Origin of the sequence: Bradyrhizobium sp. STM 3557 (genome assembly GCF_045571465.1) — a bacterium.
In the GTDB taxonomy this organism is placed as follows: Bacteria; Pseudomonadota; Alphaproteobacteria; order Rhizobiales; family Xanthobacteraceae; genus Bradyrhizobium.
Map to the genome: position 1 here is coordinate 1,646,383 of NZ_CP120697.1, position 13,003 is coordinate 1,659,385.

At 61.5% G+C, this 13,003-nt stretch carries 8 protein-coding genes and 2 pseudogenes; 2 read left to right on the forward strand and 8 right to left on the reverse strand.

Annotated elements, in window-relative coordinates:
- Positions 1-5 precede the first annotated feature (5 nt).
- The 5 genes and pseudogenes from P6U24_RS07480 to P6U24_RS07500 form a co-directional block, all read right to left on the reverse strand.
- The gene (locus P6U24_RS07480) at positions 6-935 is read right to left on the reverse strand and encodes a catalase family peroxidase (RefSeq protein ID WP_407158508.1); all 930 of its coding nucleotides are present in this window, start codon (positions 933-935) and stop codon (positions 6-8) included.
- Between the two features lie 227 nt (positions 936-1,162).
- A pseudogene (locus P6U24_RS07485) lies at positions 1,163-2,034 on the reverse strand (helix-turn-helix transcriptional regulator).
- Positions 2,035-3,342: 1,308 nt separating this feature from the next.
- Positions 3,343-3,573 (reverse strand): hypothetical protein, encoded by a 231-nt coding sequence (locus P6U24_RS07490; protein WP_407158509.1) that lies wholly within the window; start codon positions 3,571-3,573, stop codon positions 3,343-3,345.
- A complete protein-coding gene (locus P6U24_RS07495) occupies positions 3,570-4,790 on the reverse strand; it encodes a CynX/NimT family MFS transporter (RefSeq protein ID WP_407158510.1) in 1,221 nt (406 codons plus the stop codon). The genes P6U24_RS07490 and P6U24_RS07495 overlap by 4 nt, the downstream gene beginning before the upstream one ends.
- Positions 4,791-4,814: 24 nt before the next feature.
- On the reverse strand, positions 4,815-6,119 hold the full coding sequence (locus tag P6U24_RS07500; RefSeq protein WP_407158511.1) for an FAD-binding oxidoreductase: 1,305 nt from the start codon (positions 6,117-6,119) through the stop codon (positions 4,815-4,817).
- A gap of 49 nt (positions 6,120-6,168) precedes the next feature.
- Here P6U24_RS07500 and P6U24_RS07505 point away from each other — a divergent pair, with 49 nt between their 5' ends.
- On the forward strand, positions 6,169-6,834 hold the full coding sequence (locus tag P6U24_RS07505; RefSeq protein ID WP_407158512.1) for a winged helix-turn-helix domain-containing protein: 666 nt from the start codon (positions 6,169-6,171) through the stop codon (positions 6,832-6,834).
- Between the two features lie 713 nt (positions 6,835-7,547).
- The gene (locus tag P6U24_RS07510) at positions 7,548-8,999 is read left to right on the forward strand and encodes a type II and III secretion system protein family protein (protein WP_407160380.1); all 1,452 of its coding nucleotides are present in this window, start codon (positions 7,548-7,550) and stop codon (positions 8,997-8,999) included.
- A 26-nt stretch (positions 9,000-9,025) separates the two neighbouring features.
- Here the strand turns inward: P6U24_RS07510 and fliP are convergent.
- The 3 genes and pseudogenes from fliP to P6U24_RS07525 all read right to left on the reverse strand — a co-directional run bounded on the left by fliP (position 9,026) and on the right by P6U24_RS07525 (position 13,001).
- Positions 9,026-9,750 (reverse strand): annotated as a pseudogene (gene fliP / locus P6U24_RS07515) (flagellar type III secretion system pore protein FliP).
- A gap of 87 nt (positions 9,751-9,837) precedes the next feature.
- On the reverse strand, positions 9,838-11,034 hold the full coding sequence (locus P6U24_RS07520; RefSeq protein WP_407158513.1) for a patatin-like phospholipase family protein: 1,197 nt from the start codon (positions 11,032-11,034) through the stop codon (positions 9,838-9,840).
- 5 nt (positions 11,035-11,039) lie between these two features.
- Positions 11,040-13,001, reverse strand: coding sequence for a MacB family efflux pump subunit (locus P6U24_RS07525; RefSeq protein WP_407158514.1), 1,962 nt, complete (start codon positions 12,999-13,001; stop codon positions 11,040-11,042).
- Positions 13,002-13,003: the final 2 nt, after the last annotated feature.

The following is a 13,003-nucleotide window of genomic DNA, read 5'->3' on the forward strand; positions in this document are numbered from 1 at the left end:
ATGGCTTACTCTCGCATCTTCTGCGATATGGCGTAGACGGCGCGGCGCGCCACAAAGATCTCGTCCAGGGGATGGCCGATGCCTTCGGCGAGATTTGCCGGATTAAAGTTCGCCTCATCGCAGGTCTCGTTGGCTTCGACTGCGGTGATAACAATCGTGCCTAGCCGCACCGCTTCGCGTTCGTCTTCATCCGGCCATCGGACGGTGGCGTCCATGACGGGATCGCCGCTCCGGCCGAGCAGCGCCATCACGCTGAACCTGACGTCGCGTGCCGCGATCCGCTGATTGAGATCGTCGCTCAGGAAATCGGCAGACTTTCCCCTGGCCTCCTCCTCGGTCAGCGTAACCTCTCCGCCGACCGGCTCGACCTTGAATTTGATGAAACGCGTCTCGCCTCTTGAGTTCGTCGCAGGAAAGGCGTGCACGCCCCAGTAGGTCGTGCCGGCAAAGCTTCCCGGCAAAGGCCGCGCAGCGAGATAATTCGCCTGAAAGAGCGTTTCGGGATTGGCGGCGGAGAAAGCCTTGACCCGAGCCGCGTCGATCTTGCCTCCCTGCCCGGGAATGCGCGCCTTGAGGAAAGCCAGCATCTGATCGAGCGTCCTCGCATAATGTACAGGCGCGTTCTGAGCAAAGATCTCTGACCGCTGGCCATCGCTGCCGAGCCGGAAGGCGAAGCCGCGCAGCACGAGCTTATCCGTGTCTGCCACCTTCGGATGAGCGCCGCCTACAGCGAAGCGCGCCAGCACGCGGGATGGCTTGGTAAAGCTCCGGGATTTCGTGATCTCACTGGCCTGATCCGAAGGGGCATAGGTGCCACGTACGCACCGGCCCTTAGCAAAACTCGCGCGTGCCTTTGGCGGTGACCCGGCCACTGCTTTCAGGGCCTCGACGATTGACGCGGCCGCGGCGGCGCTGTTCGGGAACTGGGGCATCATCCTTGGTCTTCGGCCTGATCTTGGCTCTCGTCGTGGACGCAGCACGGGTCCGATGTCTTGCCTGAATCAACGTGCCTTGTCCGATCCTGCTCAACGACTGGGATCGGCAGCCGATCGAGAGCCGCGAGCTATGGCGATCATCTAGCGGACCAGCCGCGCCGCCGCGCCAGAGCGATTGACGTGATTCCAGAGCTATTGCTGTCAATGCGGGAGCCAATTCGGCTCGTTCACCGGATGCGTCGTCGCCAGTCACGCGGGGTCTCGCCGGTCAGTCTCCTAAATACCGCAGCGAAGGCCGTCTGCGAGGAGTAACCGAGCGCGGCGGCGATCGATGCGATGGAGTCGTCGGTGTCGCGCAGCATGTTCATGGCCTGCTCAAGATGGTGCTGGCGCAGCCATGCGGCGACAGTCCGGTACTTTCCTTGAAGGCACGACAAAAGTGGAAGCGCGATAGCCCGGCATCCGCGGCCAGCGCGGCCAGCGAGACGTCCGCGTAGCTGTCGGAGCGCAGGCGTTCGATGGCCCGGCGCAATACTGCGGGTGACAGCCCGCCGACGGTTGGCTGCGACGAGGGTGCCGAACCGCTATGGGCAGCGAGGAGCCGCGTGGCCAGGAGATCTGTGATCTGCTGCCTGAACAGGGCGTCCAGGGCCGCGCTGCCTTCGAGCACAACCGCCGCACTCAGGAGGTAGGCGGGATGTAACGAGGTCGGGGTGAGCCGATCGCTCGACGAGATCGGCGGGAGCAGCCATTCCGGCCTCAACGGCGACGCGCTGGAGCGTCGCCTGCGGAAGGTAGAGATGAACTACGTTCAACGGTTCTGGAATATCCCATCGGGACGACGAGCCGGCGGGAATCACCGTCATAGCCCCGGGCTGCGTCGTTCCCGTCACCACGGACTTTCCGGAACGCCGCTCGAAGCGAAGTGACGCTGAAGGAAAGCCATGAGGACGTGGTCGGCCATGGGGCCGACGACGTCGTGCACGGCGTCATGCCGCCAATAGGCGATAATGCCTTTGGACGGGTCTGAGGACATGCGGAGCGGCGCTCTCTTGAGCACGCGCGTCATTTCCGCATCGGCGTGAGGACGCGCACCCATCGGCAGGTCGCGCTGCCGTGGCTCGGAAGTGTCAGCTGACCAAGCGAGAAATCTTGTGAGCCTGATTTGGTCATCGACCCATACTCGCCGGTGGGACGGTCAGGTTTGATCGCCGGTGGCGTTCTAGGCGCGGCACGGTTCCGGGTCTTTCCTGAATCGATCATGCTTTGCCCAATCGTGCTGCAAGGCGCCGACACCGTCCTGACCACGCGTGTTCAGCAGAGCGCCACGCTTGCGCCGACCTCGACCGTCCAAGACAGCTCTGAGCGCTTCTGGGTAAGGATCGAGCTTCGTGTCACAATTGTCTGTCGCATCGTGGCCCAATGCGCGGCTCGTATTGGGCTACTCCCCATCCAAGATATAGCGTGACTCATTTGTCATCTTCTGCCTTGCCGCGCGCCCTGCCGATCGGGAGCAATTTGGCCTTTCCAAGCGGACTTGGCAGCCGATACAGAACGCAGACGCCGCTGCCATTGACGGGGGGCGAATATGGAGTAGGGCAGCTTCGAGAGGTTAATTCTGGTGCTGAGGAACTACAGCGCTTTCTGAGGTCTCTAGGCCGCTCCTTTGGCGGGCTGATGTTTGGCGCGCCATTTTGGACCAGGGCCGCGTATGTAGTGCAGTTCGGGCCGGTAGCTATCGCGTACGTCCATAACCAGGTTGTGGACGATGCCAACCATTTCTGAGGCGAGCTCAACCGCTTCGCGAACAAGACCGGACATTTCCGATGATCGCGCAGAGGCTGGTGCGATCGTGTCGGATCTACCGATGCTTCTCGAGATCATCTCTTTCTCCGGTCGGTGGGATGGACAGACCGTGATGATCTAGCGGATCGGAGCCGTGGCAATGCGAGAGCGATTGCCGTCCCTAGAGAGCGATTGCTGCTAATCCCTGGACCTTCCGGCATTCGCCGAGGATAGGATGCGACACGATCGGAGGCCAGGATCCGCGCGGGGCGGGACCGGAGCGAAGCTGTCCAGCCGGGCGCTTGGAAGCGGCGCCGCTCGCAATCTTCGGAAACCCTATCACCGGCTTCCGGTCCATCCACGGCCCACCGCGTCTTTTTTCTGTCCGGATTTGTATGCACGGCATAGTAGCCAGAACCGTAGGTCTCCACCCCGCGAATGAAAAAAACTGGTTGTATATCAAGGGGGATTGACTGACACCCTCTCCGCCATTTGCACGATTTTGTGCGCCAAACTACGATCTGCTACGAATCCCTGCGCTGCGTTCTGAGTAACGGCACCTCATTGTCGGGGCGAGCCTCGAACATGTAGCGCGACGAACTGGATGAGAGGCGGGCGACAATCAGGATGAGAATCCGGTGTCGCGGGAGGCGCGCAGCAGTCTGAAATTCACGCCGCGATAGGCTGTCGCTTTCGCATGTAAGGGCTCCGGCGAGCGCGGCGCAAGATCGATTCGCAACAGCGTGCGACCAAACTCCTCACGCCAGGTTTCAACGCGCTGCCGCGCAGGATAGCGATCGGTCGAGACGTCGAAACGGGCGAAACCGCCGACCAGTGGTACAACGTCATTCATGACGAGCCTGTACCCAAGCATTCCATTTCTAGCTTTTCATCGGGCATCGATGAAGTGACCGGCCGATACCAGCCGGCAACGATACGGCGGAAGAGCCACAGGACGACGGGACAAGCCAGGAGCGCGGCCGCGCCGAAGTCGAGCGCGGCGCTCGCGGAGCCGACCGACGTGGAGAGCTTTCCTCCGATGGCCGGTCCGGCCAGCAGGCCGGCGTAGAATACGGTGTAGAATATTCCCATTCCGATCGGCCGAGTCTTCTGCTCGAGCACACGCGCAGGCAGGCTCATGATCGCGCCGGCGGGCAAGCCGCAGACGATTCCAAGCGCAACGACGATGGGAAGCACCGTGCCGCTTCGCGACAGGAGAAGTGTCAGGAGCGCGAAGGCGATGCAGCATGTGACCAGGATGGCCTCTCCGCGCTTGGTCCGATCGGCGAGGAAGCCGCCGAACGGAACCGAAAGGGCGGCGAGCCAGAGCACGATACTGATCGTTGATCCGGCTGCTGCACTGGACCAGCCTTGTTCAACAAGCATTGACGGCCCGAAACTGAAGATCATCGCAAAACCGATGTTGTAGAGGCACCAGATCAAGCCGGCGGCAATCACGGCGCAGATCGTGTCGGCGGTCAGGCTGCCGCGCTCGCCTTCAACCGCGAGCGTTGCGTCTGGCGCACGATAAGCCAGAGCGATGAGGCCGAGACCGATCACGATCGCCCCTGCCACGGCAAGATTGACGGCATAGAGTCCGATCGTAGTTCCGATTGCCGGCAACAGCATGAGAGCGACTGCGATGCCGGCCGGCCATGAGTTGATGAAAATGGCCATCGCGGTGGCGATTTCCCGGCCGGCGAACCAGTCCGCGAGCATCTTGGTCATCAGAACGTTCAGGAGAACACCGCCCATGCCGGCAGTCAGGCGGCCCGCGATCTGCACGGTCCAGGACGTTGATGAGGTCATCAGCAGTTCGCCTGCTAGCATCATCAGGAGACCGGCAAGGACTGTCACCTTGTCGCCATAGCGGCGTCCGATCGCGCCGCCAGGCAAGGCAAGCATGGCGCCCGGCGCAAAATAGAGCCCGATCAGAACACCGACATCGGCCAGGCTCGCGCCCAGACTCTGGCTGAGTTGTGGCGCGATGGCCGCGACGCTCTGAGCCTGAAAGGCGATGGCGGCACGAGCGACGAACAGAGCAGCAAGAATGGTCCAGCGGCTTCGCATTTGAATCTTCCCCGATGCCGTGAACTATGCCGTCGGCTTGATATTCTGGTTCAGGCGGAAGAAATTCGTCGGATCGTATTTGTTCTTGAGCGCGACAAGGCGTGCGTAATTTTCACCATAAGCGTCACGCACCCGGTCTTCGCCCTCCTCCCCCAGGTTGTTGGCATAGACGCCGCCGGTCGAATAGGGCCTGACAGCGCCCCACAGCTCGCGCGCCCAATGCATGTTCGCCTCATCGTCGGCCGGATCGTCCCAGATCGCGACCGGAAAGCAGTCGAAGGCCGCATCGCGATTTCCGTAGGGCGAGTTCGATACGGGAACCCGCGCGATTGCGCCGCCGACGTGCTGCAAAACCAGCAAAGAGGAGGTGTTAGGAGCCCTCGCATAGGTGTCGAGCAGTGCATCGATCGTGCCAGCACTGATCTCGCGCAGGAACTGCGCCTTCCAGTAATAGCGACGTCCCCGCGGAAACAGGGCGTCGCCGCCCGATTGAATCTCGAGATACGGGACAGTTGCGAGGCGCGTCTCAACGGGCGAGCCGAACTCGACGATCGGCGAAAGGGCGCGCTCACCCTCATGATGCGAGCCAACGTAACAACCGGAGATGCTGAAGAACCTGTCCCCCGATGGCAGCGTGACGAGGGCTGCATCGACGTTGACCTCGTCGGCAGCGTTTCGGGCGAATTCATCGTAAAATCGCATGGCTTCGTGCGCCTGATCGTAAGGATGAAGCGCTGACGCGACGGGCAGTGACGTGCCGATCGCGTGCAACTGGTATTCGAACGCAGTCACGATGCCGAAATTGCCGCCGCCGCCTCGCAAGCCCCAGAACAGGTCGGCGTGTTCGGTCGCGCTGGCCCTTAAGATCTTTCCTTCGGCTGTCACAACCTCGGCGGCAATCAGATTATCGCAGGTCAGCCCGTATTTTCGCCCGAGCTTGCCGAAGCCGCCGCCAAGCGTGAGCCCGGAGATGCCGGTGTCGCTGTTGACCCCCATGGTGGTCGCCAGGCCGTGCGCCTGCGTGGCACGATCGAATTCGCCCAGATCGAGGCCTGCCTCCGCCCGCGCGGTACGACGGACCGGATCGACATCGATGCGTTTCATCCGCGACAGGTCGATGACGATGCCGCCCTCACAGACCGAGAGGCCAGCGACATTATGGCCCCCGCTGCGAACGGCCACCGGAAACGTGCAGGATCTTGCGAACGTCACGGCCTCGATCACATCCTGGGTATCCGCGCAGTAGGCGATCATGGCCGGCCGCTTGTCGATCGCGCCATTCCAGACCGCGCGCGCCTCGTCGTAGCCGGCGTTCCCCTCGAGGACCACGTTGCCCTTGAGCCGTAGCTGCGGGGTGGGCCGAGGTTCGGAGTGAGATTTGCCCCTCACGTCGTCATATGGCTGCCGCTGCTCCATCCGATTTGCTCCTCGCTACGAATGCCCATGCCATCATCTCACGACGCGCCAGATCGTCCTGAATCCGATCGGAAAAAGTTGCAAAATTCCAGGCGAGGACGGCTTGAGCCTATGCCGCCGCATCCGCAGCCGGTCGTCAACGCCCATCATCTTCCTGACGGCGCATCGCAACGATACAGACCGCATATTGGGACTTGAGATGGGTGCTGACGACTACCTCGCAAAGCCGTTCAATCCCCGAGAACTGCTCGCGCGCATCAATGCCGTCTTGCGGCGGCGGACGCACGGTGCGGGTATGCCACTCGCCCAGACGTCTCGTTGCATATTTGGCGGTTGGATCCTTGACCGTCGTCTGCGAGAGTTGCGCGATCCCAAGGGGGCGCAGGTTCCACTGACGACCGCCGAGTTTGACCTACTGCAAGCCCTGTGTGAGCGGCACGGCCGCGTGGTAAGCCGCGACAAGCTTCGCGGCATGACCAGTGGGCAGCGCGGTCCATCGCCTGGACGAGGCATAGACGTCCTCATCAGCCGTCTGCGTGGCAAGCTCGATCGAATCGAAGGGACGTCTATGATCAGGACCGTACGGTCCGGCGGCTACGTCTTCATACCTCTCGTTAAAGAGCTGTGATTTGGATCATGCCTCGCGATGGCCTCCGCAGGACGACGGCCTAGGTCGCGGCTGTATCAGTGACGGCCCCGGTAAGCGGCCTGCACCTGCGGCTGGCATCGTAATCAGCGACGATCGCCGCACGACTTGGCATGGTCTGTGCCGACATCGGCTTACTTTCCTTCGTCGAGACATCAGATAGCTTGTATGGAGCATTACCCGGTGCTTGGTGCCATCAAACAGCACGCGCACCCGCGACGCTGTGGCGCATATCCGAGGACTTTCACAGCGGCCGACGCTCTTTTTTTGGTTTCGATGCTGTCCAGGCCGACTCGGCACGCATCGTGCGCCTATCAGAAAATCGCTTTCGATATCGTTCATGACGTCGCAACTGTGTCGGGCCCGTCGACCGCGTAATGTCGCACTTCGAACGGTGTGTGTGGCCGCAGTGTTAAGTATTTTACGAATCGTAAATGCCTTTCGATTGTTCAGCGCATCGACACGGAGGTGATGATCCACGTCTGCCTGTTTGCTTAGCACAACATGTTCTTTACTGTGGCCGAACGCTTGCAGTTCGTTTCTGATCCTCTCGTCAGCTTCATTTTTGTTTCAGGTATTTCGTGCGCGCCCAATGCGACGAGCAGGCACGTTCAAGCTGCACTGCCGGGATCGTCCATGATCCGAGACGGCAGCGTTTGCTCCGAGTGCGTCGGATGAGCTTGAGAAGGTTACCAATGTATAGTATCGACCACACCCCAATCAGACCACCGTTCCAATGGCTCCTGACCTTCGCTGCCTCCGTTACCATCTCGTGGTTTCTGCTACTGCCTGCGTCCGGTGCGGACTCGCATCGCCTGCCGAAGGCGAACACGGCAGACCATCAGCAGTTGTCGATCAGTGTCGGCAAATCGCTCGTGATCGACTTCCCGCGCGATGTCAAGGATGTCCTGATCGCCGATCCCAAGATTGCCAATGCCGTCATAAGAACCACGCAGCGCGCCTATATCATCGGCGTCGCGATCGGCGAGACCAACATCGTGTTCTTCGATCAGGACGGACAGCCGATCGGCGCCTATGACATTGCCGTCAAGCGCGATCTCAATGGGATACGCGCGACCCTGAAGCAGATGATGCCCAACTCCAACATTCAGATCGACGGGACCGGAGACGGGGTAGTCCTGACCGGTACGACGGCTACCGCGATGGAAGCCCAGCGGGCGCGGGACGTTGCCGCAAGCCTCGTCGGCAGCGCCGACAAGGTCGTCAATTCGATCGTCGTGCGCGGGCACGACCAGGTCATGCTCAAGGTGACGGTCGCGGAGATGTCACGGTCGATCGTCAAACAACTCGGCGTTGATCTCAGTTCGACCTTGAGCTCGGGAACGACTACCGTCAGCCTCACCAATTCCAACCCGTTCACGGCGTATGGTCAGAATCTAGTCTCGGGCAACAGCGCCAGTGCAACGATCGGAGGCGCGACGGCGACCCTCCGGGCCATGGAAAGTGCGGGTATCATGCGCACATTGGCCGAGCCAACGCTGACAGCAATCTCGGGAGAGTCGGCGACTTTCATCTCGGGTGGCGAGTTCCCGGTGCCGGCCGGCTATTCCTGCGATCCTACGACTCATGTCTGCACAACCCAGATTAGCTTCAAGAAATTCGGACTGTCGCTGAATTTCTCGCCGGTTGTTCTGTCTGAGGGACGGATCAGCCTTCATCTGCTGACGGAAGTCTCGGAGCTCTCCAACGAGAACTCCATTACGCTCTCGCAGGCGGTCAGCTCGACCACGACCAACTCTCTGACCGTCCCGTCGATCAAGACGCGCCGCGCCGAGAGCACGCTAGAGATCCCCTCGGGCGGCTCGATGGTTATCGCTGGCCTGATTCAGGATCAGACCAAGCGCGCGGTGAATGGCCTGCCTGGATTAACGCAGCTGCCGGTGCTTGGCGCGCTGTTTCGCAGCCAGGACTTCGTTAATAGCGAAACCGAGCTTATGGTTCTGGTGACGCCGTATATCGTGCGCGCTGTTAATCCAGGAAAGCTGTCGCGGCCGGATGACGGTTTCGTGAGCGTGAGTGATCCGCAGGCGAACCTTTTGGGCGCCATCAATCGGATCTACGGTGTCCCCGTTAGAACGGATGTTCCACCGCCTGCCAACGGCAGCTTCGGCTTCATCCTTGACTGAGGCGCGGTGCGGTGTGGAAAGATCCATCAGCCTCCGTAACTACGCACCAGGCTGCCGGCCACAAGCGACCAGCCGTCCACCAGAACGAAGAAGATCAGCTTGAACGGCAGCGATATTGTCGAGGGCGGCAGCATCATCATGCCCATCGACATCAGGATCGACGCGACCACCATATCGATGATCAGGAACGGCAGGAAAAGAAGAAATCCGATCTCGAACGCCCGCTTCAGCTCAGACACCATGAACGCGGGAAGCAGGATCCGCAGCGAGATGTCGTCGGGGATCGCGGGCGGTGGTTCGCCGGAGAGATCCAGAAATAGTTTGAGCTCCTTCTCATGTACGTTCTTCTGCATGAACGCGCGGAGTGGGTCTGAAGACCTCTGCAGTGCCTCCTCGATGGTGATCTGATTGTCTACAATGGTCGGATGCCGTCGTCATAAGATTTTTGCAGCACCGGGGCCATAACGAAGGCGGTAAGAAACATTGCAAGCGCGATCATCACCATATTGGGCGGAGCGGTCGATGTGCCGATTGCCGTTCGTAGCATCGACAGCACGACCACGATGCGCGTGAACGACGTCATCATGATGAGGATTGACGGCGCAATCGACAGCACCGACAGAACAGCGATCAGCTGGATCGCACGTTCTGTTACCCCGCCGCTGTCCGGACCAAGCGTTATCCTGATATCCTCACCAACCGCCGGCCCGACCGACGACCCGAAACAGGTCAGCGTGAGGATGCAGAGCACAATGCGCAGGACCAGAATCTGCTTCGTGCAGGCGACGCTTCGCTGTCCAGTCCGCTCTTCGCGATCAAGACAAATATCTATCATGGACTACCTGTGCGTTACATTCGCGACGCTCGCGCTGAGATCGCGCGACAGTGCGATGGTGTCGGCGTCCTTGTGCCAGACGACGCCGGATAGCGCCTGCCGTTCGCCGATCCGGAACACCGTGTCCATGTAGGCGTTGTCGAACGGCCTTTCCGGATTGTAGGCGACCGGCTGATTAATGAAAGCAAAATTGAAGTCGTAACCTGCCTTTTGCGCGGCGTCGGCGGCGAGCTTGGCATTGTTCTCGGCATGCGATTTCATCAGGGTCGCGAACGAGCGGTAGGCAACCGACAGTGTGCTGTTGCTCGTCATGCTGAACTCAGGCGGTAGGGTGTTGTTGACGATCAACCAAAGATGAACCTTCGCTGGCTGCCGTAGCTGCCCTGTTTCCGCGAGTGCCGCGACCGGTAGGAAGAACTGCATCGTCGTGCCGCCATCGACATGCATCTCCTCGATGTCTCTGCCTTCGACTCGCGTTCTCAAGAGCACCGGCGGATAGACGCCCAGAATTGCCGACGACCCAAGCAGGACCTTCCGGATGAGCTCGGCTGCATCAGGCCTGCGGCTGCTCGCAATGGCGCCGATATCCCACATCATCGGGCGCTGTGCGTCGATATTGGTCGTGATCACGAACAGGCGGCCTCTCCTAAGATGCTCGGCGGCGATGCACGCGATCAGTTTGGGGCTTGCATAGGCTTCGATCAGCCGTTCGAGTGGCCCCGGATCGAGCAGACCATTACCGGATAGGATACTGATCGGATCGCGCGGCCGCTGCAGCTTCTCGGCCAAGCCGCTGGGATAGAGTTTTTCGAGATAGCCGTCGTACTCCGCACCGAGAAACGTGAATGGCGCGATGAAGGCGCCGGTGCTGACGCCGGTGACGACCGCAAACGACGGCCGTCTCGTGCTTGTCGTCCAGCCCTTGAGAAGACCCGCCGTGAAGGCGCCGCCAGCGCCGCCGCCGGAAATCGCAAGCACGTCGAGCCGGCCAGAGGGCCGCACCCGCTCCGGAAGCACCGCAGAAGCGAGCTCGCGCCCTGCCACGTCGGCCCAGCTGCGGATGCCGACATAGCCCGCTACGATCGCGTGCTGCTGGTCCTGCTCGGAGAAGCTGTGGCGCGGCATCGTCGCGCAGCCGCACAGTGTGATCACGTTGAAGTCCAGGCCGATGCCGACCATCCGTCGCGTTGGTCCGCTCATGCCGGTTACTCCCGCGCCAGTGCGGCGACCGGATCGAGCCGCGAGGCATTCCGCGCCGGCACATAGCCGAACAGGATGCCGATCGTGGTCGAGGATACCACGGCGATGATGATGGATGTCGTCGAATAGATCAGTCTGATTCCGACCCCGAGGGCGTTGAACGCGGTTCCCAGCCCGATTGCGAGCGTGATACCGGCCAGACCGCCGATGACACAGACCAGCACGGCTTCGATCAGGAACTGCTGCAGGATATCGGCCTGCCGGGCGCCGACCGCCATGCGTACGCCGATCTCGCCGATCCGCTCGGAGACCGTGACCAGCATGATGTTCATGACGCCGATGCCGCCGACGATCAACGAGATCACTGCGATGGCGGCGATCAGCAACGTAAGGACCCGGGTTGTGCTCTCGATGGTGCGGCGGATGTCGTCGGTGTTGAGCACGAAGAAGTCCTTAGCGCCATGGCGTTCGCTCAGGAGCTGCGTCAGCGAAGTCTCCGCAACGTCGCTCGGGGTCGCATCGTTGACGCGAACGCTGATGCTGCGCAGCGAGCGGTCGCCGAGGAAGCGTCCCTGCACGGTGGTGTAGGGCAGATAGACGGTCGGGTTGGCGCTGCTGGCGAAGCCGCTCTGCTGCTGGCGCGTCACGCCGATGATCCGGCATGGCACGCGCCCGATCAGGATGATGCGGCCGACCGCACTGCCGCCGTCGGGAAGCAGCGCCTTGCGCGCATTGTCGTCGATCACCGTTTCCTGCGCATAAGAACGAATGCTGTCGGCGTCGAGAAACGCGCCTTCGGCAGGTTCGGTGCCCTTCACCGCGAAATACTGCTCGCCGACGCCGTTCACCTGCATGCTGACCTCGACGGAGCCAAACCGCGCGGTGCTCGTGGTCGACACCGTAGGCGTGGCCGCAGCCACGTAGCTCTGGCCTTCCAGCGCGCGGACATCGGCAAGTACCAGGGTCTTGATCTTGGCCGCGCGCACGTCGCCGAAATCCTTGCCTGGAAACACTTCCAGTGTGTTGGTGCCGAGGCTGTTGATGTCGGACAGCACGCGCTCCTGCGAGCCAGCGCCGACCGCAACCACGGAGATCACCGAAGCGATGCCGATAATGATGCCGAGCATCGTGAGGAAGGCGCGCAGCCGATGCGCATTCATCGATAGTAGCGCCATCCGCAGTGCCTCGCGGAAGCGGTCGATTGCCTTATGCCAGTCGCCGGCGGCCTGCGCCGACACCTTGGCCTTGGCAGCGGTCTCTGTGACCGTCGGCGTTTCGTCCGGGTTGGGCCGGTCTGAAGTGACGATGCCGTCGCGCAGCTCGATGATCCGGCGTGCACGGCGCGCCACCGCCATGTCGTGGGTGACGATGATCACGGTACGCCCTTCGGAGTGGATCTCATCCAGGATGCGCAGCACCTCTTCGCCGCTGCAGCTGTCGAGCGCGCCGGTCGGCTCGTCGGCGAGGATCACATCGGCGCCGTTTATCAGCGCGCGCGCGATCGAGACGCGCTGCTGCTGACCACCCGACAGCTGACTAGGCCTATGCGTGAGCCGCTTCTCCATGCCGAGCCGCACCAGCAATTTCGTGGCCTTGTCGCGCCGCCTTGCCATTGACAGCCCGGCATAGAGTGCGGGCATTTCGACATTGCCGAGCGCCGTCAGCTCGCCGAGCAGATGATAGCGCTGGAAGATGAAGCCGAAATGCTCGCGGCGAAGCGCCGCCAGCTCGTCCATGTCGAGCGCGCCGACATCGCGGCCGTCAATGCGGTAGTGACCCGAAGACGGATGGTCGAGGCAGCCGAGAATGTTCATCAGCGTCGATTTGCCGGAGCCCGACTGCCCGACGATCGCCACCATCTCACCGGCGTCGATGCGGATATTGATGCGGTCGAGCGCAAACACGGTCGACTCGCCGGAGGCATAGGTTCGGCTGATACCCTCAAGGAGGATGAGCGGCTCGGACATGG